Raw genomic sequence first — 20,546 nt, forward strand, 5'->3', positions numbered from 1 at the left:
CACAGCCCGGAATGGGGACGTGGAGCTACGTCGTCCACAAAGCGGGCGGCACCGGGGGATCGCGGTGACGGCGTTCGCTACAGACATTCGCTACAGACAGGCGAGGGCGAAGTGCTCTTCCGTCGTGCGGGATGCCGGAGAACGGGTCGCGCGGTCCGTGCGGATCGGGGGAGTCGCACGGACCGGGGATCGCGTACCCGGAATCAACGGGAGAAAAAGCGCACCGGGCTCGGGTGCGGGGCGGAAGAGCCGCTGGTACTGCCCGACCGACTTCGGTCCATCGCAGCCCCACCTCCTCCGGCCGGTCCCCCGTGAGGGATGACGTGTGACGAGTGGTCGGGGATCGAATGCTCCCGGCCAGCGGCCAAGACTATCAGCCGGCAGAGGGTCAATCCCTTACTTTGCCCGTTCCATACGCGCTTTATGCTCAAGCCATGGGAGAAGTTCTTGCTCTGGTCGAGGCCCGGTTGCGAACGGCCCTCGGGGAACCGGACGCGCGCGCCGCGGTGACGTTTCTCGGCACGGACCGGATCGAGGTGCTCCGTTTCGTCGACGGCGATCTCGTGCGGTACGCGACCCTCGGGATGTCCGCGCAGCCGATGGCCGATCCGACCGCCGCGCTCGCCGATCCGGTGCGGGGGCCGCGCGCGGAGCTCGTCCTCACCGTGCGGGCCGGCCTCGCCGACACCGACAAGGTGCTGCGCCCGCTCGCCGTGCTCGCCGCCACCCCGCAGGTCGAGGGCGTGATCGTGGCCCCGGGCGCCTCGCTCGACGTGGGCGACCCGCTCTGGCCGGGCGCCCCCTTCAGCTCGGTGCTGGTCGCGGAGTCGGGCGGGCTGGTGGAGGACCTGGAGCTGAATGAGCCGATGGAGCCGGTGCGGTTCCTGCCGCTGCTGCCGATGACCTCGAACGAAGCGGCGTGGAAGCGGGTGCACGGGGCGCAGGCCCTGGAGGAGCGCTGGCTGGCGCGGGGGACGGACCTCCGCGACCCCCTGCGCAGGTCCGTGGAGCTGGACTGAGGAAGCCCCGCGCGCGGCAACCCCGGGTCCTCGTCCGCCGGTTGGCGGTCGACGGGGGAGCCGGGGGTGTCCGCCGGGCCGTACGGCCGTATAGGTGTAGATGGCATCTATACGAGGGGGTGATGTGCGGGTATAGCGGAAGGGATGTGCGAGTGGGCGGCCCGTGTCGGACGGGTGATCGTTCGGGGTCGTCCTTGACGCGGGACGGAAGGGGTAGGACCGTTGAGCCCTATGAGGGGCGAACCCAGTTGCCCGAAGTGCGGTGGCCGGGTCAGAGCGCCCGGCCTCTTCGCCGACTCCTGGCAGTGTGACGTGCACGGCTCGGTGCACCCGCTCCAGCCCGTCGTCCCGCCCAGCGTCGAGGCCCTCGGCGTCGTGGTGCACCGCTCCCAGGTGCCCGTGTGGATGCCGTGGCCCCTGCCCGTCGGCTGGCTCTTCACGGGAGTCGCGTACGCGGGCGACGACCGCAGCGGCGGACGCGCGACCGCCGTCGCCTGCTCGGGCCCCGGCCCGCTCGGCGGGATCGGGGAGCTGCTCCTGATCGCCGAGGAGCTCGGCGTCGGCCTCGGTGCCCGGTACGCCGGCATCGACGGGCTCGACCCCGGTGCCGGCATGGCCATCGAGAAGCCGCCCCAGACGAAGGTGCTCGCCGCCGGGCGTCCCACCCCGCTCTGGCACGTCAACGGCACCCCGCACGACCGCGCGGTCTTCGCGGGCGAGGCGCGCGGCCTGTGGCTGTGGGCGATCGTCTGGCCCGAGCAGTCCGGCCTCCTGATGTACGACGAGCTGGTCCTCACGGACCTGCGCGACGCCGGTGCCGAGGTCGAACTGCTGCCGTGCGGGGCGCTCACGCCGAGACTGCTGGGCTGAGACCGCCGCCGGACTGGAGGCCCCGGACTTGAGGATCCCGGGCTTGAGGCCCGCCGGGCCGGGGCTTTACTGCGCCGAGGCGCTACCGGGCCGAGGTGCCGCCGGGGCGAGGTCGTCGCGCCGACGTCCCGCCGGGCCCGTGCCTCTCCGGCGGATCGCCGTCCGGGCCGCGCCCGCCTCCGACCCCGCCCCGCCCCGGGGCCCGGCGTTCCTTCCGTACGGGCGTGTTCGATTCGCCCGTTATGCTGGAGCGTCCCTCGTCCGTCCCGAGCCCCCGGAGTACCGCGTCGTGCGCATCGACCTGCACACCCACTCCACGGCCTCCGACGGCACGGACTCCCCGGCCGAACTCGTCCGGAACGCGGCCGCCGCCGGGCTCGACGTCGTCGCCCTCACGGACCACGACACCACCCGCGGCCACGCCGAGGCGATCGCCGCGCTGCCCGAGGGGCTGACCCTGGTCACCGGGGCCGAGCTGTCCTGCCGGGTCGACGGGATCGGCCTGCACCTGCTCGCGTACCTCTTCGACCCCGAGGAGCCAGCGCTCCTCGCCCAGCGTGAACTCGTCCGCGACGACCGCGTGCCCCGCGCCCGCGCGATGGTCGGCAAGCTCCGGGACCTCGGCGTCCCCGTCACCTGGGAGCGGGTCGCCCGGATCGCCGGCGACGGCTCCGTGGGCCGCCCGCACGTCGCCGAGGCGCTCGTCGAGCTCGGGGTCGTACCGGACGTGTCCGCCGCCTTCACGCCCGAGTGGCTCGCCGACGGCGGCCGGGCGTACGTCGGCAAGCACGAGCTGGACCCGGTCGAGGCGATCCGCCTCGTCAAGGCGGCCGGCGGCGTCACCGTCTTCGCGCACCCCCTCGCCGTCAAGCGCGGCCGGGTGCTCCCGGAGGCCTCGATCGCCCGGCTCGCCGAGGCCGGTCTCGACGGCGTCGAGGTCGACCACATGGACCACGACGAGGCGACGCGGGCGCGGCTGCGCGGGCTCGCGAAGGAGCTGGGTCTGCTGACCACGGGCTCCAGCGACTACCACGGCAGCCGCAAGACCTGCCGGCTCGGCGAGTACACCACCGACCCCGAGATCTACGGCGAGATCACCCGCCGCGCGGCGGGGGCCTTCCCGGTCCCCGGTGCCGGCGGACCCGTCACCGCCTAGGCCCCCGGCCCCTCCGGGCCGTACCTTCCACGGAACCCGCCCGCCCCGTCGGCCCGCCCCGCGCGCCGACGCGCGCCCGCGCGGATCCGTCCCCGGGCCTCCCCCTTCCCGGTCCACCCCCGCACGGCCGCGCGCCGCGCGCGGGGCGGCACACCCCCTGCCCCGGCGGCGGAATCCCGCATTCCGCAGCCCGCGGGCCACACCCCGCCGTTCCACCTCTCCCGCAAGGCACCCCACCGTGTTCGACGTCGCCGTCTTCGGCTCGCTGTTCCTGACCCTCTTCGTGATCATGGATCCCCCCGGGATCACGCCGATCTTCCTCGCCCTCACCTCCGGCCGCGCCGCCAAGGTGCAGCGCCGCATGGCCTGGCAGGCCGTCGCCGTCGCCTTCGGCGTCATCACCGTCTTCGGCATCCTGGGCCAGCAGATCCTGGCGTACCTGCACGTCTCCGTCCCCGCCCTGATGATCGCGGGCGGACTGCTCCTGCTGCTCATCGCGCTCGACCTGCTCACCGGCAAGACCGACGAGCCCAAGCAGACCAAGGACGTCAACGTCGCCCTGGTCCCGCTCGGCATGCCGCTGCTCGCCGGGCCCGGCGCGATCGTCTCGGTCATCCTCGCCGTGCAGCACGCCGACAGCGCGGCCGCGCAGGTCTCCGTCTGGGCCGCCATCGCCGCCATGCACGTCGTCCTCTGGCTGACCATGCGGTACTCGCTGGTGATCATCCGGATCATCAAGGACGGCGGCGTGGTCCTGGTGACCCGGCTCGCCGGCATGATGCTCTCCGCCATCGCGGTGCAGCAGATCATCAACGGCGTCACCCAGGTGATCCGGGGCTCCTGACCCCTCCCGGGGCGGCCCCGGACACCACTGCGCCCCCGTACGGATTCCGCTTCTGCGAAGTCCGTGCGGGGGCGCGGTGCGTGGTGTGGACCGGGCCTGTTACGAGGCCGAGGTCTCGGCGGGGCGGATCCAGATGCGCTGGCCGATCGAGGCGGCCTGCTGCACGATCCGGTTGACGGAGGCGGCGTCCACGACCGTCCGGTCGACGGGCGTGCCGTCGACGTCGTCGAGTCGCAGGATTTCGAAGCGCACGGGCTTCTCCCTTCGTCTGAGTTGATCCTCCTGGTGGAGAACTGCGTTACGTCCCTGTACAACGACGTGCATCCTGCAAACATTCCTTACGCTAAGGAAAATTTTCGGATGACTAAATACTGACGAGTAAGGGGGTGTGGCGGCCGGCCGGACGTCGGCGGACAATGAGCCGCGTATGAACGACGCAGACACCCCACGGGCCACCGAGACCGACATCCGCCTCCGCGCGCTCGACGCACGCCTGGAGCGCACCAACGAGCTCCTCCGGCGAATGCTGGCCGAGGTCGCCAAGACCCCTTCCACCCACGCCATCTTCGTCGACGCGGGTTACGTCCATGCTGCGGCCGGGTTGCTGGTCGTCGGCACCGAGGACCGGCGCTCCTTCGACCTCGACGCGGAAGGGCTCATCGACGCCTTCATCGACAAGGCCCGCACGATCTTCGCGGACAGCCGGCTCCTGCGCGTCTACTGGTACGACGGCGCCCGCCGCCGCATCCACACCCCCGAGCAGCAGGCCATCGCCGAGCTGCCCGACGTCAAGGTCCGCCTCGGCAACCTCAACGCCAACAACCAGCAGAAGGGCGTCGACTCCCTCATCCGCACGGACCTGGAGTCCCTCGCCCGCCACCGCGCCATCAGCGACGCCGCCCTCGTCGGCGGCGACGAGGACCTCGTCTCGGCCGTCGAGGCCGCCCAGGGCTACGGCGCCCGCGTGCACCTCTGGGGCATCGAGGCCGCCGAGGGCCGCAACCAGGCCGAGGCCCTCCTCTGGGAGGTCGACAGCCAGCGCACCTTCGACCTGGACTTCTGCCGCCCGTACGTCACCCGCCGCCCCGTCACCACGTACGAGAGCGAGGGCGAGCCGCCGCCCTCCCGCGAGGAGGTGCGCCTCGTCGGCGCGCGGATCGCGGCCACCTGGATCGCCGAGCGCGGCCGGGACCGGCTCGCCGAGCTCCTGCCGGGCGCGCCCTACCTGCCCGGACCGGTCGACCAGGACCTCCTCGTCGAGGCGGAACGCCTGCTGAGCCGCTCCCTGCGCGGCCACGCCGCGCTCCGGCGCTCCCTGCGGGACGGCTTCTGGCAGCACCTCAAGGCGCAGTACTGAGCCTCGCGGGCGCCGCCGCCCGCTCCCAGAAGCCGAGGAGGCGGGCGGTCAGCTCCTCGGGGTGCGACACGTTGGGGGAGTGGCCCGCGCCCGCGAGGACCGTGTGGTGCGCGCCGGTCCGGGCCGCCGCCGCCGCGAGGTCGGCCGTCGACCAGACCATCTCGTCCGTCCCGTACGCGAAGTGCAGCGGCGTCCGCAGCACGAGCAGCTCCTCCGTACCGTCCCGGCGGTCGAGCAGCAGCCGCCCGGCGCCCCTGAGCTGGGCGATCCGGGTGCGCGACCAGCGGCGGAGCAGGAAGTCCGCGAGCCCCGGCACGTCGGACGTGTCCGGCTCCTCGCCCCGGCTGTCCAGCCAGCACATCGTCCGCCACACCCGCTCCTTCGACAGCAGCGCGAGTCCGGCCCGCAGCGCCCGCACCCGGATCCGCTGCGGCCGGGAGACCCGGCCGACACCCGAGGAGAGCAGGGTGAGCGAGCGGAAGGCGCCCGGCGCGACCGCCACCGCCGCGCGGGCCACCAGACCGCCGAACGAGTGCCCCACCAGGTGCACGGGGCCGTCCCCGAGCGCCGCGGCCTGCGCCACCGCGTCGAGCGCGAGCGCCCGGCGGCGGTAGGCGGCCCGGCCCCGCGGGCCCGGGCTGTCGTTCTGCCCGCGCCCGTCCACGGCCACGGCCCGGTAGCCGGCGTCGGTCAGCGGTCCGAGGAGGGCCAGGAAGTCCTCCTTGCTGCCGGTGTACCCGGGCAGCAGCAGCACCGTTCCCCGCCGCTCCCCGCCGGGCTCCGCGTCGAGCACGGCGAACGGCCCGCGCGCGGTGTCGAGACGGCGGACGCGGGCGCGCGGCGGCAGTACCAGGGACCTGGGCTTACTCATACCCGGACTGTAATCCCCGGTCGGCGGGACGGCGCGGCCCGGGAACGCCGCCGCGGCCCGCCCCCGGGAAGGGGACGGGCCGCGGCGGTGGTACGGGACGGACCCGGGCCTCAGCTCTCGGCCGGGGCCGCCGTCTTCTTGGTGGTGCGGCGGCGCGGGGCCGCCTTCTTCGGCTCCTCGGCCTCGGCGGCGGCCTCGGCGGCCGGCTCCGCGACGGCCTTCTTCACCGTACGGCGACGGGCCGGAGCCTTCGGCGCCTGCGGCTCGGAGGCGTCGGGCGCCTCGGCGGCGACCGCCTTCTTGGCCGCGCGGCGACGGGGAGCCTTCGGGGCCTCCTCGGCGGCCGGGGCCTCGACCGCCGGAGCGGCCTCGGCGACGGCGGCCTCGGCCACCGCCTTCTTGGTGGTGCGGCGGCGCGGGGCGGCCTTCTTGGGGGCCTCCTCGACCACCGGAGCGGCGGCCTGCTCGGCGACCTGCTCGGCCGCGGGGGCCTCGGCCGCCACCGCCTTCTTGGTGGTGCGGCGGCGCGGGGCGGCCTTCGCGGGAGCCTCCTCGACCACCGGCGCCGGCGCCGCGGCCGGTACGACGATGATCGCGGCGGCTTCGGCGGACACCGGAGAACCGGCGGCCCGGGTGGCGGCACGACGACGGCGCGGCGCGGGCGCCTCCTCGACGACCGGAGTCACGACCGGCTCGGCCACCGGCTCGGCGGCCGGGACCTCGGCGGTCACCGGCGAACCGGCGGGCCTGCGGGCCGTACGGCGACGGCGCGGGGCCGGAACCTCGGCCGGGGCCTCGGCGGCGACGGGCCCGGCCACCGGAGCGGCGACGGGCTCGACGGTCTTGGCGGGTGCCTCGACGTCCTTGACGGGCGTCTCGACGGCCTCGACCGTCCTGGCGGCCGTACGGCGGCGCGGGGCCTTCTTCGGCTCCTCGGCCTTCAGCACCTCGACGGCGGCCGGGGCCTCGACGGCCCTCGGGGCCTCGACGGCCCTCGGGGCCTCGACGGCCGACTGCGCCCGCAGGGCGGCGGCGGCGGTCTCGGGCGTCTGGAAGAAGACGGTCTCCTCGACCGGGCGCACCCGGGCCCGGCGGCGGCGCGGGGCCGGAGCGGACTCCTGGACGGCGGGGGCCGCGGGGGTACGGACCGCCGGAGCGGCCTGGGAGGCCTGGGCGGTCTCCGGGCGGGCGGCACGGGCGCGGCGACGGGGGGCCTTCGGCTCCTCGGCCTTCCGCTCCTCGACCTTCACGGCCTCGGCCTTCGGGGCCTCGACGGTCTTCGGAGCCTCGGTGACCACCGGGGCCGGGGCCTCGGTCTTCGGCGCCTCGGCGACGGCGACCGGAGCGGCCTGGGCCGCCGGGGCCGCCTGCGCGACCGGCGCGGCGCCCTGGACGCCGACCCGGGTGCGACGGCGGCGGCGCGGGGTGCGCGGACCGGACTCGGTCCCCGCCTCGTCGCCCGCCGGCGCGGCGGCCGGAGCGGTCCGGTCGGCCTGGACGGCGCGGTCCTGCGCCGGGGCGTCGACGGCGTCGCCGCCGCCGCGGGTGCGCCGGCGCTGGCGCGGGGTCCGGGTGCGCTCCGGGCGCTCCTCGGTCCTCTCCGCCGCCTTCGGGCCGCGGCCGCGGCGTCCGCCGGGCTCGCCCAGGTCCTCCAGCTCCTCCGCGCCCAGACCCGCGCGGGTCCGCTCGGCGCGGGGCAGGATGCCCTTGGTGCCCGCCGGGATGTCCAGCTCCTCGTACAGGTGCGGGGAGCTGGAGTAGGTCTCGACCGGCTCGTGGAAGTCCAGGCCGAGCGCCTTGTTGATCAGCTGCCAGCGAGGGATGTCGTCCCAGTCGACCAGGGTCACCGCCGTGCCCTTGGCGCCCGCGCGGCCGGTGCGGCCCACGCGGTGGAGGAACGTCTTCTCGTCCTCCGGCGACTGGTAGTTGATGACGTGGGTGACGCCCTCGACGTCGATGCCGCGCGCGGCGACGTCGGTGCAGACGAGCACGTCGACCTTGCCGTTGCGGAAGGCGCGCAGCGCCTGCTCGCGGGCGCCCTGGCCGAGGTCGCCGTGGACGGCGCCCGAGGCGAAGCCGCGGCGCTCCAGCTGCTCGGCGATGTCGGCCGCCGTGCGCTTGGTGCGGCAGAAGATCATCGCGAGCCCGCGGCCGTTGGCCTGCAGGATGCGGGAGACCATCTCCGGCTTGTCCATCGAGTGCGCGCGGAAGACGTGCTGCTTGATGTTGGCGACGGTCACGCCCTCGCCGTCGGGCGAGGTGGCGCGGATGTGCGTCGGCTGCGACATGTAGCGGCGGGCGAGACCGATGACCGCGCCCGGCATGGTGGCCGAGAACAGCATGGTCTGGCGCTTCGCCGGAAGCATGTTCATGATCTTCTCGACGTCGGGCAGGAAGCCCAGGTCGAGCATCTCGTCGGCCTCGTCCAGGACGAGGACCTTGACGTGGGAGAGGTCGAGCTTGCGCTGGCCGGCCAGGTCGAGCAGGCGGCCGGGGGTGCCGACGACCACATCGACGCCCTTCTGCAGCGCCTCGACCTGCGGCTCGTACGCCCGGCCGCCGTAGATGGCGAGCACGCGCACGTTGCGCACCTTGCCGGCGGTCAGCAGGTCGTTGGTGACCTGCTGGCACAGCTCGCGGGTGGGCACGACGACGAGCGCCTGCGGGGCGTCGGTCAGCTGCTCGGGCTTCGCCCGGCCGGCCTCGACGTCCATGGGGACGGTCACGCGCTCCAGGATCGGCAGGCCGAAGCCGAGGGTCTTGCCCGTGCCGGTCTTGGCCTGGCCGATGACGTCAGTGCCGGTGAGGGCGACCGGAAGGGTCATCTCCTGGATGGGGAAGGGGTTGACGATGCCGACCGCCTCAAGGGCTTCGGCCGTCTCGGGAAGGATTCCGAGGTCTCGGAAAGTCGTAGTCAGGGTGCTGCCTCTTCTGTGAGACGCGGCGCGAGGCGAACGAAGGGGGTCGTACCGTGCCGGATCACTGTCGGCGCGATCGTGAAGACCGCTGCCGGGTGGCACGGGACCACTGCCGTCGCTCGAGCGTCGTACCGCTGAGGGTGACCCTTCCGCGGGTCCGCCGGAAGGGCTGTCGGGCCGGAGCCGATCGGGCCACCGACCGGGCATCCTCATTCATGCGTCGGCCCACCGGATACGTCCGAACGTGCGAAAGCATGTCCGCATACTCAGCAGGCGCCTTACCACTGTACCCCGGAATCGCGCATGTGTGTCGGGGGAAAACGTGATGAGGGCACGGTCACACTGACTGACCAGGGCCTTCCCGGGCCGCGCGGGCGGGCTATTGTGCGCTGCATGGAGACGCCTGACAACGCCACACCCACCGGGATCGCCGCCAAGGACTGGGCGACGGCATCCGCCGAGCCGCAGTACCGCGCCGCCGTGATCGACCTCCTCGGCGCCCTCGCCTACGGAGAGCTGGCGGCCTTCGAGCGGCTCGCCGAGGACGCCAAGCTGGCGCCGACCCTCGCGGACAAGGCGGAGCTGGCGAAGATGGCCTCGGCCGAGTTCCACCACTTCGAGCAGCTCCGGGGCCGCCTCGCGGCCGTCGACGCGGAGCCGACAGAGGCCATGGAGCCCTTCGCGAAGGCGCTCGACGACTTCCACCGCCAGACCGCGCCGTCGGACTGGCTGGAGGGCCTGGTCAAGGCGTACGTGGGCGACTCGATCGCCAGCGACTTCTACCGGGAGGTCGCGGCCCGGCTCGACTCCGACACCCGTGCCCTGGTGCTCTCCGTGCTCGACGACACCGGCCACGGCAACTTCGCCGTGGAGAAGGTCCGCGCCGCGATCGACGCCGACCCGCGCGTCGGCGGCCGGCTCGCGCTCTGGGCGCGCCGCCTGATGGGCGAGGCGCTCTCCCAGGCCCAGCGCGTGGTCGCCGAGCGGGACGCGCTCTCCACCATGCTGGTCGGCGGCGTCGCGGACGGCTTCGACCTCGCGGAGGTCGGCCGGATGTTCTCCCGGATCACCGAGGCGCACACCAAGCGCATGGCCGCCCTCGGCCTCGCCGCCTAGGACGCACGGGGAAGCGGGACGGCGGCCGTCAGACGGTCGCCGACCGGCGCAGCCGGCGGCGCGAGGCCGGGCGGACCAGGAGCGAGAGCAGGACCGCCGCCACCGCCACGGCGCCCGCCAGGGTGGCGAAGGGATGGCCGGGGCCGAGTGCCCCGTGGGTGACGAGCGCGCCGAACACCCCGCCGAGCGCGCCGGTGACGAGGACGGGCCCCCGGCCGGGCAGACGGTCGGGCAGCCGGTGCGCGGCGGCCCAGGCCAGAACGAGGCCGAGCAGGGCGGAGCCGAGGGCTTCCAGGAACATCGGGGGATCACCTCGCGAGGGGTGCGGGGCGGGTGGTGCGGTCGAGGTCCTACCTACCCGTGGCGTCCGGCGCGCAACCCTCCGTACCGCCCGACGTGGACGTACGGACGGCGTACGGATGACGTACGGACGACTCGCGGACACGGGAAGGGCCCGGCAGACCGAAGACGGTCTGCCGGGCCCTTCCCGTGGATCCCGGGCTCAGAGCGTGCCGAAACCCACGCGGCGGACGGCGGGCTCGCCGAGCTCCACGTACGCGATCCTGTCGGCCGGAATGAGGACCTTGCGGCCCTTCTCGTCCGAGAGGCTGAGCAGCTGCGCCTTGCCGGCCAGCGCGTCGGCAACCGCGCGCTCGACCTCCTCGGCGGACTGCCCGCTCTCCAGAACGATCTCCCGGGGCGCGTGCTGCACGCCGATCTTGACCTCCACGGCTATGTCCCTCCGAACGGTCAGCGTTGCGCGATTCATCCGCGCCGTACGCTGCACACATTAGCCCGGTGAGGGGACGCGCACGGTGCGCTCGCCGCACGCCAGGAGCGAACACGCGCGGGGGAGGCGCGGGTCAGTGGCCCTCGGCGCTCAGCTGGCCGTCGACCGGGTGCAGCGGGAAGCCCGCGATGCCCCGCCAGGCGAGCGAGGTGAGCAGTTCCACCGCCTTGTCGCGCGGGATGGGGGACTCGCTCGACAGCCAGTAGCGGGCGACCACCTGGGAGACGCCGCCGAGGCCCACGGCGAGGAGCATCGACTCGTCCTTGGACAGGCCGGTGTCCTCGGCGATCACCTGCGAGATCGCCTCGGCGCACTGGAGGCTGACCCGGTCCACGCGCTCGCGCACGGCCGGCTCGTTGGTCAGGTCGGACTCGAAGACCAGCCGGAACGCGCCGCCCTCGTCCTCGACGTAGGCGAAGTACGCGTCCATGGTCGCGGCGACCCGGAGCTTGTTGTCCGAGGTGGAGGCCAGGGCGGTGCGGACCGCCAGCAGGAGGGCCTCGCAGTGCTGGTCCAGGAGGGCCAGGTAGAGCTCCAGCTTCCCCGGGAAGTGCTGGTAGAGCACCGGCTTGCTGACGCCCGCCCGCTCGGCGATGTCGTCCATGGCGGCGGAGTGGTACCCCTGGGCGACGAAGACCTCCTGGGCCGCGCCGAGCAGCTGGTTCCGTCGGGCACGTCGCGGCAGGCGCGTGCCCCGAGGGCGTGCTGCCTCTGTCTGCTCGATGGCGCTCACGCGGCCTCCCAAGATTCGATCCATGCGCGCTGTAGCGACGCGCCGCCATCGTACTTTTGGGTAACCCGGCTGTGCGCGGTGCGGACGCAGAATTTCACGGACCGGACACCGGGGTCGACAGCCGGTTCAATATTGAACCGGACGAATCGGCGGCGGGCGCGGCCCGGCGGCGGCCGCTCCCCCGTCCTCCCGGGCGTTCGCCCCCGTTCCCCCGGGCTTTCCCCGCCCTCCTCCGGGCGTTCAGCGGTAGTCGTCCTCGTCCAGTTCGACGACGCGGGCCTGCTCGGACGCGTCGGCCTCGTTCGCCGACTCGCGCTCGACGCGGGTCAGCGGTTCGTCCCGGCGCGGCCGGAGCTCGGTGTGCTGCTCGGCGGCGTCCGCCTCGGGCGTCTCCTCGTCCAGCTCGACGACCTCCTCCTCGGCGAACGTGTCCGGCTCGGTCGGATCGACAGTCATGCGGCTCCCTCCGGTGCGCGGGTCGCGGTCCTTTCCCCGGCGCCTTCCCTTCGAGCCTAGGAGCACACGTGTCGCGCCGCACACGGACTTGTGACCGCACCCACACACGGGCGCGCGTGATCGTCTCGTAATATTGCGGCCATGTCCTCGACCGAGCTGCCGGAAACCCGGACCGCCGCCGCACCACCCGCGTCGCGGACCCGCGCCGTACGGGTCGCCGACGGCGAGGAGCTCCGCACCGTCACCCTGCCCGGCCTCAGCCTGACCGTGCGCTCCCGGCCGGGCACCCGGCCCGGACTGCCGCCCGCGCTGTACGTCCACGGCCTCGGCGGCTCCTCGCAGAACTGGTCCGCCCTGATGCCGCTGCTCGCGGACGTCGTCGACGGCGAGGCGGTCGACCTGCCCGGCTTCGGCGTCTCCCCGCCGCCCGAGGACGGCGACTACTCGGTCACCGGGCACGCCCGCGCCGTCATCAGGTTCCTCGACTCCGAGGGACGCGGACCGGTCCACCTCTTCGGCAACTCGCTGGGCGGCGCCGTCGCCACCCGCGTCGCCGCCGTCCGGCCCGACCTGGTCCGTACCCTCACCCTGGTCTCGCCGGCCCTGCCCGAGCTGCGCGCGCAGCGCACCGCCTGGCCCACCGCGCTGCTCGCGCTGCCCGGCGTCTCCTCCTTCTTCGCCCGGCTCACCAGGGACTGGACGGCCGAGCAGCGGGTCCGCGGGGTCATGGCGCTCTGTTACGGCGATCCGGGCCAGGTGACCGACGAGGGCTTCCTGCACGCGGTCGAGGAGATGGAGCGGCGCCTGGAGCTCCCGTACTTCTGGGACGCGATGGCCCGCTCCTCGCGCGGCATCGTCGACGCGTACACCCTCGGCGGGCAGCACGGTCTGTGGCGGCAGGCCGAACGGGTCCTCGCCCCGACGCTGCTCGTCTACGGCGGGCGCGACCGGCTCGTCTCGTTCCGGATGGCCCGGAGGGCGGCCACCGCCTTCCGCGGCTCGCGCCTGCTGACCCTGCCCGACGCGGGGCACGTGGCGATGATGGAGTACCCCGAGACGGTCGCCCAGGCCGCCCGGGAACTGATCGCCGATCACGGCGGGAGCTGATACGGGGCGTGGGACGACACAGTCGCAAGGGCGCCGCGCCCGCACCGGCGCCCGCCGCCGGGCAGCAACGGACCGGACCGGAACCGGCCGCGGCCGCGGGCCCGGCCCCCGGCACGGGCCGCCGCCGCAGGGCCGCGGCCACGACCACGGCCGACGGCGGCCAGGACCCGGCGGGCACACGGCCCGGCGGGACGCAGGCGTACGGCCGGCCGCCGTACGGATCGCCCGCGCAGGGCGCCCCGGCGTACGGGACGCCCGCGCACGGCACCCCGATGTACGGCACCCCGATGTACGGCACCCCGATGTACGGCACTCCGGCGCACGGCGTCCCGGTCCACGGCGCTCCGGCGCGTGACGGACAGGGGCACGGGACGCCCGCCCACGGCACCCCGGTGTACGGCACTCCGGCGCACGGCGTCCCGGCGTACGGCGTCCCCGGCACCCCCGCGCACGGCGTTCCCGTCCACCGGGCGGCCGCCGCGCGGGGCGGGCACCCGCAGCACGACGAGGGCGGCGCGCGCCCCGCGCCCTACGGTGGGCGGCGCGGCCGGCCCCCGGTCGCCGAGCCCGAACAGGCCGAGGAGCAGGGGCCGTTCGTCCCCGCGCCCCGCCAGGAGGACGAGTCCGACGCCGAGGCGCCGGCCGCGCGGGGCGGGCTCGGCCGCACCTTCGCCGGGGTCGGGGCGGCGGCCGTCGCCACCGTCCTCGCCGTCGTCGTCGCCGGACAGGTCGCCGACAAGGAGGCGTCCGAGGCGGCCCCCCGCGCCGCCGGGGAACCGGCCGAGCGGGCCGCGGACGACTCCTCCGCCTCCCGCTCCGACGACCGGATCACCCCGACGCACCCGGCGCCGCCGGCACTCCTGAAGCCCCCGGCGCCCACGTACGAGCAGTTGATGACCCATCAGTTCCCGATCGACCCCGGGCTGAAGGGGTCCGGCGCCTTCGAGGCCGTCCAGGGCTTCCAGAAGGCGCCGGGCAAGGGCAGGCTCATCCGCTACCGCGTCGACGTCGAGAAGGGGCTCGGGCTCGACCCGAAGCTCTTCGCCGACGCCGTGCAGAAGACCCTCAACGACCCGCGCAGCTGGGCGGGCGACGGCGCGATGACCTTCGAGCGGATCTCCGAAGGGGAGGCGCAGTTCGTCATCACGCTCGCCAGCCCCGGCACCACCGGCGTCTGGTGCCGGAAGTCCGGGCTCGACACGACGGTCGACAACGTCTCCTGCGACTCCGCCTCCACGGAACGCGTGATGATCAACGCGTTCCGCTGGGCCCGGGGCGCCGACACCTTCGGCCCCAAGGCCATGTACGCCTACCGCCAGATGCTCATCAACCACGAGGTGGGCCACCGGCTCGGGCACAACCACGTGAACTGCCGGACCCCCGGTGCGCTCGCCCCCGTGATGCAGCAGCAGACGAAGTCCCTGGACCTCGACGGCGTCCGGTGCCGCCCCAACCCCTGGGTGCATCCGGGAAGTTGAGGTCACACTCCGGTCGGCGGCCACTTCGCGCCCGGCCGGAGGCCGCCCCGTGGTCGATCGCATGCCGAGACGCTTGTCTCAAAAATCACTCGTAGCGCGTTGACATCGTTCGCGCGTTCGTCCATATTTCTCGGCATGTCGCACCGTCACGCCGTCACCGAGCGCGCCGCCATAGAGCTGGCGCTCATCGGCGTGTCCGGGCATGCCGTGTCCGACGTCCTCTGTCGCTGACCACTGCCCGAGCGCACGTCGGCCCTTCGCGTTTCCCGCACCTGCCGACGCCCTTCCGCGCCCGGGTCCTTCTCCCCGTGGGCGCGGCTCCTCCGTGTGTCTCCCTCGTGCGTAGGGAACGCCCGGCGACTCCCTGGCAACACCGCCGCTCGCCGCTGCCCGCGTGGAACTTCCGCACCTTCCGCCGCAGTTCTCCGAGAGGCCTTCTCCGATGCGTCAACCGTCCGTCATTTCCCGCCGCGTGGCAGCGGCCGCCGTCAGTGTCGTCCTGGCCTCGGGCGCCACCGCCTGCGCGGGACCCGAGGACGCCGGCGCCAAGAGCGGCACCTCCGGCAAGGGCTCGGCCGCCCCGCGGAAGGGCGGCACCCTCACCGTCCTGAACGCCGAGGCCCAGACCGACTTCGACCCCGCCCGCCTCTACACCTCCGGCGGCGGCAACGTCCCCTCGCTCGTCTTCCGCACGCTCACCACCCGCAACCGCGAGGCCGGCGCCGCCGGCACCCAGGTCGTCCCCGACCTCGCCACCGACATCGGGCGCCCCAACAAGGACGCCACCGAGTGGACGTACACCCTCAAGGACGGGCTGAAGTTCGAGGACGGCACGCCCATCACCAGCGCCGACGTCAAGTACGGCATCGAGCGCTCCTTCGCCGCCGAGCTCTCCGGCGGCGCTCCCTACCTGCGCGACTGGCTGGTCGGCGGCGACACCTACCAGGGCCCCTACAAGGACACCAAGGGCCTCGCCTCCATCGTCACCCCCGACCCGAAGACCATCGTCTTCAAGCTGAAGAAGCCCGAGGGCGAGTTCCCCTTCGTCGCCACCCAGACGCAGTTCGCCCCCGTGCCCAAGGCCAAGGACAAGGGCGCCAAGTACGAGGAGCACCCCGTCTCCTCCGGCCCGTACAAGGTCGTCAGCAACGAGAACGACGGCGAGCGCCTCGTCCTGGAGCGCAACGAGCACTGGGACCCCAAGACGGACGAGGAGCGCAAGGCCTACCCCGACAAGATCGACGTCCGGTCCGGGCTCGACGAGGCCGTCATCAACCAGCGCCTCGCCACCTCCTCCGGCGCCGACGCCGCCGCCGTCACCACCGACACCAACCTGGGCCCCGCCGAACTCGCCCAGGTCGGCTCCGACAAGGCGCTCGCCGCCCGCGTCGGCACCGGCCACTTCGGCTTCACCAACTACATCGCCTTCAACCCGAAGGTGAAGCCCTTCGACAACCCCAAGGTCCGCCAGGCCGTCTCGTACGCGGTCAACCGCACCAGCGTCGTCAACGCCGCCGGCGGCTCCTCGCTCGCCGAGCCCGCCACCACCTTCCTGCCCGAGCAGAAGGCCTTCGGCTTCACGCCGTACGACCACTTCCCGGCCGGCAAGACCGGCGACCCGGAGAAGGCCAAGGAGCTCCTGAAGGAGGCCGGCTTCCCGAACGGGCTGACCGTCACCCTGCTGCACTCCACCGCCCAGAACCGGGCCACCAGCCCCGAGATCGCCACCGCCGTCCAGGAGGCCCTCGGCAAGGCGGGCATCACCGTCAAGCTCGACGGCCAGGAGCCCAACTCCTTCAACGAGAAGCGCTGGAGCGTCAAGGACGCCCCCGGCTTCTTCCTCTCCCGCTGGGGCGCCGACTGGCCGGCCGGCGGCCCGTTCCTCGCGCCGATCTTCGACGGACGCCAGATCGTCACCAACGGCTCCAACTACAACCACGCGCAGCTGAACGACCCGGCGGTCAACAAGGAGATCGACGAGATCAACAAGCTGACCGACCTCAAGGCCGCCGCCGCGCGCTGGGGCGCCCTCGACAAGAAGATCGGCGAGCAGGCGCTCGACGTGCCGCTCTTCCACCCGGTCTACAAGCGGCTCGTCGGCAAGGACGTCAAGAACGTCGTCATCAGCGACTGGACCGGCGTCCTCGACGTCTCGCAGGTCGCGGTCAAGTGACCATCCTGACCGACACGCCGGCGCCCGTGGCGGGGATCCCCGCCACGGGCGCCGCCCGGCAGGTGTGGCGACGGCTGCGCACCCGCCCGGCCGCCCTCGCCTCCCTCGCCGTCCTGCTCCTGCTCGTCCTCCTCGCCCTCGCCGCGCCGCTGCTCGCCGCCCTGGAGGGCCAGGACGCGTACGCGTACCACGACGACCTCGTCGACTCGGCGCGCGGCGGCGTCCCGTACGGCTCCTTCGGCGGTGCGAGCGCCGACCACTGGCTCGGGGTCGAACCGGGCACCGGCCGCGACCTGTTCGTCCGGCTCCTGTACGGCGCCCGGATCTCGCTGCTCGTCGGCATCGGCGCCACCGCCGTCCAGATCCTCCTCGGCGTCCTCGTCGGCCTCGCCGCCGGACTGGGCAACCGCTGGGTCGACACCGTCCTCGGCCGTGCCACCGACGTCCTCGTCGCCCTGCCGATGCTGGTGCTCGCCATCGCGCTGACCGCCGTCGTCCCCCGCGACTTCCCCCGGCCGCTGCTCCTGATCCTCGTCATCGGGTTCCTCGGCTGGGCCGGCACCTCCCGGATCGTGCGCGCCCAGACGCTCACCCTCAAGAGCCTCGACTTCGTCGCCGCCTCCCGCCTCGCCGGCTCCGGACGGTGGCGGACCGCCCGCCGCGAGCTGCTGCCCGCCCTCGCCGCCCCCGTCATCACCTACGCGGCGATCCTCGTCCCCACCAACATCGTCGTCGAGGCGTCCCTCTCCTTCCTCGGCGTCGGCGTCACCCCGCCCACCCCGTCCTGGGGGCAGATGCTGTCGAGCGCGCAGACCTGGTTCCGCGCCGACCCGGCGTACGTCCTGCTCCCCGCCGGACTGCTCTTCGCCACCGTGCTCGCCTTCACCGTCCTCGGCGACGCGGTCCGCACGGCCCTCGACCCGCGCGAGACGAGCCGGCTGCGCGTGGGCACCCGTAAGGAGTCCTCCCGATGACCCGCTTCGTCCTCAAGCGGCTCGCGGGTGCCGCGCTCGTCCTCCTGGCGCTCTCGGTCCTCGTGTACGGCCTCTTCTACCTGGCCCCCGGCGACCCCGCCCGGCTGGCCTGCGGCGAGCGCTGCAACCCCCAGCAGATCGCCCAGGTCCGCGAGCAACTCGGCCTGAACCAGAGCGTGTTCGCGCAGTACCTGCACTTCCTCCAGGGCGTGTTCACCGGCCGCGACTACTCCACGGGAACCTCCGTCGTGCACTGCGACGCGCCCTGCCTCGGCCTGTCGTACCAGAGCGACCAGCAGGTCACCCAGCTCGTCCTGGAGCGCCTGCCCGCCACCGCCTCCCTGGCCCTCGGCGCCATGGTCGTCTGGCTCCTCGTCGGCGTCGGCACCGGACTGCTCTCGGCGCTGCGCCGGGGCGGGATCACCGAGCGCGTCCTCACCGTGGTCACCCTCGCCGGCACCGGCACCCCCGTCTTCATCCTGGGCCTGCTCCTCCTCATGGCCGTCTGCGCCTACCTCCAGTGGCTGCCCTTCCCCAGCTACGTGCCGCTGGGCGAGGACCCCGAGCAGTGGGCCTGGAACATGCTGCTGCCCTGGATCACCCTCGGCTTCTTCGAATCCGCCAAGTACGCCCGCCTCACCCGCAGTTCCACCCTGGAGACGCTCGCCGAGGACCACATCCGGACCTTCCGCGCGTACGGGGTGGGGGAGCGGTCCGTCGTCACCCGGCACGCCCTGCGCGGCGCCGTCCCGCCGGTGATCGCGATCAGCGCCGTCGACCTCGGCTCGATGTTCGGCGGGGCCGTGCTCACCGAGTCCCTCTTCGGCATCCCCGGCCTCGGCAAGACCCTCATCGACGGGGTCCGCCAGATCGACCTGCCCGTGGTGGTCGGCGTGGTCATGGTGATGGGCACGGCCGTCGTCCTCGCCAACGTCCTCGCGGACCTGCTGTACGCGGCCGCCGACCGAAGGGTGGTCCTGACGTGACCGCGTCCGAGACCCCGGCCCCCCTGGTCGACGTGCGGGACCTGTCCGTCTCGTTCGACCGCGCGGACGGCTCCGTACGGGCCGTCGACGGGCTCTCCCTCACCCTCGCCGAGGGCCGCGCGCTCGCCCTCGTCGGGGAGTCCGGCAGCGGCAAGTCCACCGTCGCCGGCGCCCTCCTCGGCCTCCACCGGGGGACCGGCGCGAAGGTCACCGGCTCCGTGCGCGTCGGCGGCATCGACGTCGCCACCGCCGGCCCCGCCGACCTGCGGCGGCTGCGCGGCGGCGTCGCCGCCATGGTCTTCCAGGACCCGCTGTCCTCCCTCGACCCCTACTACGCCGTCGGCGACCAGATCGCCGAGGTGTACCGGATCCACGCCGGGGGCTCGCGGAAGGCCGCCCGCGCCCGGGCCGTCGACGTCCTCGACCGGGTCGGCATCCCCGACGCGGCCCGCCGCTCCCGCTCCCGCCCGCACGAGTTCAGCGGCGGCATGCGGCAGCGCGCCCTCATCGCGATGGCCCTCGCCTGCGAGCCCCGGCTCCTCGTCGCCGACGAGCCGACCACCGCCCTCGACGTCACCGTGCAGGCCCAGATCCTCGACCTGCTGCACGAGCTGCGCCGCGAGACCGGCACCGCGCTGCTCCTCGTCACCCACGACGTGGGCGTGGCCGCCGAGAGCGTCGACGAGGTGCTCGTCATGCGCGACGGGCGCGAGGTCGAGCGCGGCCCCGTCGCCGGCGTCCTGGGCGCGCCCTCGGAGCCGTACACGCGCGCGCTGCTCTCCGCCGTGCCCCGGCTCGACGGGCCGGTCCGGGCCCCTTCGGAGGAAGGGGACGTGCTGCTCGAAGCGGTCGGGCTGCGGAGGGAGTTCGGGCGCGGCAAGCGGGCCGTGACCGCCGTCGACGACGTCTCCCTCACCGTCCGCGCCGGCGAGACCCTCGGCGTCGTCGGGGAGTCCGGCAGCGGCAAGACCACCCTCGGCCGCATGCTGGTGCGGCTCCTCGACCCGACCGGCGGCCGGCTCCGCTACCGGGACGCGGAGATCGGCGCCCTGTCCGAGCGGGACCTGCGCCCGTACCGGCGCGAGCTCCAGATGGTCTTCCAGGACCCCGTCGCCTCCCTCAACCCGCGCCGCTCCGTGGGCGAGTCGATCGCCGACCCGCTGCGGGTGGCGGGGGAGCGCGACGAGAAGCGGATCCGGGACCGGGTGCGGGAGCTGCTCGACCGGGTGGGGCTCGACCCCGACCGCCACGGGGCCTATCCGCACGAGTTCAGCGGCGGCCAGCGCCAGCGCGTCGGCATCGCCCGCGCGCTCGCCGCCGAGCCCCGTCTGATCGTCTGCGACGAACCCGTCTCCGCGCTCGACGTCACCACCCAGACCCAGGTCGTCGAGCTGCTCGCCGCGCTCCAGGCCGAACTGGGCCTCGGCCTCGTCTTCATCGCCCACGACCTCGCGGTCGTCCGCCGCGTCAGCGACCGGGTCGCCGTCATGCGCGGCGGCCGGATCGTCGAGCAGGGCACGGTCGAGGAGGTGTACGGGACGCCCCGCGACCCGTACACCCGGCAACTGCTCGCCGCCGTCCCCTCGCCGGACCCGGCCCTCGCGGCGGCCCGCCGGGAGCGGCGCCGGGAACAGCGCGCGGAGCGGGACGAGGAGCTGGCCGTCGCCTGACCCTCCGTGACGGTCCCGCCGCTTACCG

At 74.0% G+C, this 20,546-nt stretch carries 20 protein-coding genes; 13 read left to right on the forward strand and 7 right to left on the reverse strand.

Going from position 1 to position 20,546, the window contains the following annotated elements; all coding sequences use genetic code 11:
* Positions 1-434 precede the first annotated feature (434 nt).
* The 4 genes from AB0398_RS02290 (at position 435) to AB0398_RS02305 (ending at position 3,889) form a co-directional block, all read left to right on the forward strand.
* Positions 435-1,019 (forward strand): suppressor of fused domain protein, encoded by a 585-nt coding sequence (locus AB0398_RS02290; protein ID WP_366371659.1) that lies wholly within the window; start codon positions 435-437, stop codon positions 1,017-1,019.
* Positions 1,020-1,250: 231 nt separating this feature from the next.
* Positions 1,251-1,889 (forward strand): DUF6758 family protein, encoded by a 639-nt coding sequence (locus tag AB0398_RS02295; RefSeq protein WP_366371661.1) that lies wholly within the window; start codon positions 1,251-1,253, stop codon positions 1,887-1,889.
* A 289-nt stretch (positions 1,890-2,178) separates the two neighbouring features.
* A complete protein-coding gene (locus AB0398_RS02300; protein WP_366371663.1) occupies positions 2,179-3,045 on the forward strand; it encodes a PHP domain-containing protein in 867 nt (288 codons plus the stop codon).
* Between the two features lie 238 nt (positions 3,046-3,283).
* Positions 3,284-3,889, forward strand: a complete 606-nt coding sequence (locus tag AB0398_RS02305) for a MarC family protein (RefSeq protein WP_366371665.1) — start codon at positions 3,284-3,286, stop codon at positions 3,887-3,889.
* Positions 3,890-3,988: 99 nt separating this feature from the next.
* Here the strand turns inward: AB0398_RS02305 and AB0398_RS02310 are convergent, their stop codons facing one another.
* Positions 3,989-4,141 carry a hypothetical protein gene (locus AB0398_RS02310; RefSeq protein ID WP_104860408.1) on the reverse strand — a complete coding sequence of 51 codons (153 nt, stop codon included), beginning with the start codon at positions 4,139-4,141 and terminating at the stop codon, positions 3,989-3,991.
* A gap of 175 nt (positions 4,142-4,316) precedes the next feature.
* Between AB0398_RS02310 and AB0398_RS02315 the strand changes: the two genes are divergently transcribed.
* Positions 4,317-5,246 carry an NYN domain-containing protein gene (locus AB0398_RS02315; protein ID WP_366371667.1) on the forward strand — a complete coding sequence of 310 codons (930 nt, stop codon included), beginning with the start codon at positions 4,317-4,319 and terminating at the stop codon, positions 5,244-5,246.
* Here AB0398_RS02315 and AB0398_RS02320 read toward each other — a convergent pair.
* Together AB0398_RS02320 and AB0398_RS02325 are read right to left on the reverse strand one after the other, a co-directional pair.
* On the reverse strand, positions 5,230-6,117 hold the full coding sequence (locus tag AB0398_RS02320; RefSeq protein ID WP_366371669.1) for an alpha/beta hydrolase: 888 nt from the start codon (positions 6,115-6,117) through the stop codon (positions 5,230-5,232). The genes AB0398_RS02315 and AB0398_RS02320 overlap by 17 nt on opposite strands.
* Before the next feature lie 110 nt (positions 6,118-6,227).
* Positions 6,228-8,942, reverse strand: coding sequence for a DEAD/DEAH box helicase (locus AB0398_RS02325; protein ID WP_366371671.1), 2,715 nt, complete (start codon positions 8,940-8,942; stop codon positions 6,228-6,230).
* 486 nt (positions 8,943-9,428) lie between these two features.
* Here AB0398_RS02325 and AB0398_RS02330 point away from each other — a divergent pair, with 486 nt between their 5' ends.
* Complete coding sequence (locus tag AB0398_RS02330) at positions 9,429-10,151, forward strand: ferritin-like fold-containing protein (RefSeq protein ID WP_125657801.1); 723 nt, start codon at positions 9,429-9,431, stop codon at positions 10,149-10,151.
* A gap of 28 nt (positions 10,152-10,179) precedes the next feature.
* Here the strand turns inward: AB0398_RS02330 and AB0398_RS02335 are convergent, their stop codons facing one another.
* The 4 genes from AB0398_RS02335 to AB0398_RS02350 all read right to left on the reverse strand — a co-directional run bounded on the left by AB0398_RS02335 (position 10,180) and on the right by AB0398_RS02350 (position 12,130).
* A complete protein-coding gene (locus AB0398_RS02335; RefSeq protein WP_366371673.1) occupies positions 10,180-10,452 on the reverse strand; it encodes a hypothetical protein in 273 nt (90 codons plus the stop codon).
* A gap of 201 nt (positions 10,453-10,653) precedes the next feature.
* Positions 10,654-10,881: a DUF3107 domain-containing protein gene (locus AB0398_RS02340; RefSeq protein WP_366371675.1), complete on the reverse strand. Its 228-nt coding sequence runs from the start codon at positions 10,879-10,881 to the stop codon at positions 10,654-10,656.
* A 133-nt stretch (positions 10,882-11,014) separates the two neighbouring features.
* On the reverse strand, positions 11,015-11,674 hold the full coding sequence (locus tag AB0398_RS02345) for a TetR/AcrR family transcriptional regulator (protein ID WP_366371677.1): 660 nt from the start codon (positions 11,672-11,674) through the stop codon (positions 11,015-11,017).
* 240 nt (positions 11,675-11,914) lie between these two features.
* Positions 11,915-12,130, reverse strand: coding sequence for a hypothetical protein (locus tag AB0398_RS02350; protein WP_366371679.1), 216 nt, complete (start codon positions 12,128-12,130; stop codon positions 11,915-11,917).
* Between the two features lie 141 nt (positions 12,131-12,271).
* Here AB0398_RS02350 and AB0398_RS02355 point away from each other — a divergent pair, with 141 nt between their 5' ends.
* The 7 genes from AB0398_RS02355 to AB0398_RS02385 all read left to right on the forward strand — a co-directional run bounded on the left by AB0398_RS02355 (position 12,272) and on the right by AB0398_RS02385 (position 20,518).
* Entirely contained in the window at positions 12,272-13,237 is a 966-nt protein-coding gene (locus AB0398_RS02355) for an alpha/beta hydrolase (protein WP_366371681.1), read from the forward strand.
* An 8-nt stretch (positions 13,238-13,245) separates the two neighbouring features.
* Positions 13,246-14,715, forward strand: coding sequence for a DUF3152 domain-containing protein (locus AB0398_RS02360; RefSeq protein WP_366371682.1), 1,470 nt, complete (start codon positions 13,246-13,248; stop codon positions 14,713-14,715).
* 135 nt (positions 14,716-14,850) lie between these two features.
* Positions 14,851-14,946: an Ms4533A family Cys-rich leader peptide gene (locus tag AB0398_RS02365; RefSeq protein WP_324606511.1), complete on the forward strand. Its 96-nt coding sequence runs from the start codon at positions 14,851-14,853 to the stop codon at positions 14,944-14,946.
* 211 nt (positions 14,947-15,157) lie between these two features.
* On the forward strand, positions 15,158-16,888 hold the full coding sequence (locus AB0398_RS02370; RefSeq protein WP_366371684.1) for an ABC transporter substrate-binding protein: 1,731 nt from the start codon (positions 15,158-15,160) through the stop codon (positions 16,886-16,888).
* Positions 16,885-17,862 carry an ABC transporter permease gene (locus tag AB0398_RS02375; protein WP_366371686.1) on the forward strand — a complete coding sequence of 326 codons (978 nt, stop codon included), beginning with the start codon at positions 16,885-16,887 and terminating at the stop codon, positions 17,860-17,862. The genes AB0398_RS02370 and AB0398_RS02375 overlap by 4 nt, the downstream gene beginning before the upstream one ends.
* The gene (locus tag AB0398_RS02380) at positions 17,859-18,848 is read left to right on the forward strand and encodes an ABC transporter permease (RefSeq protein WP_366371687.1); all 990 of its coding nucleotides are present in this window, start codon (positions 17,859-17,861) and stop codon (positions 18,846-18,848) included. The genes AB0398_RS02375 and AB0398_RS02380 overlap by 4 nt, the downstream gene beginning before the upstream one ends.
* Positions 18,845-20,518: an ABC transporter ATP-binding protein gene (locus AB0398_RS02385; RefSeq protein ID WP_366371689.1), complete on the forward strand. Its 1,674-nt coding sequence runs from the start codon at positions 18,845-18,847 to the stop codon at positions 20,516-20,518. Before AB0398_RS02380 ends, AB0398_RS02385 begins: the two co-directional genes overlap by 4 nt.
* The last annotated feature ends 28 nt before the right edge of the window (positions 20,519-20,546 follow it).

The organism is Streptomyces sp. NPDC086147 (assembly GCF_040702165.1).
In the GTDB taxonomy this organism is placed as follows: Bacteria; Actinomycetota; Actinomycetes; order Streptomycetales; family Streptomycetaceae; genus Streptomyces.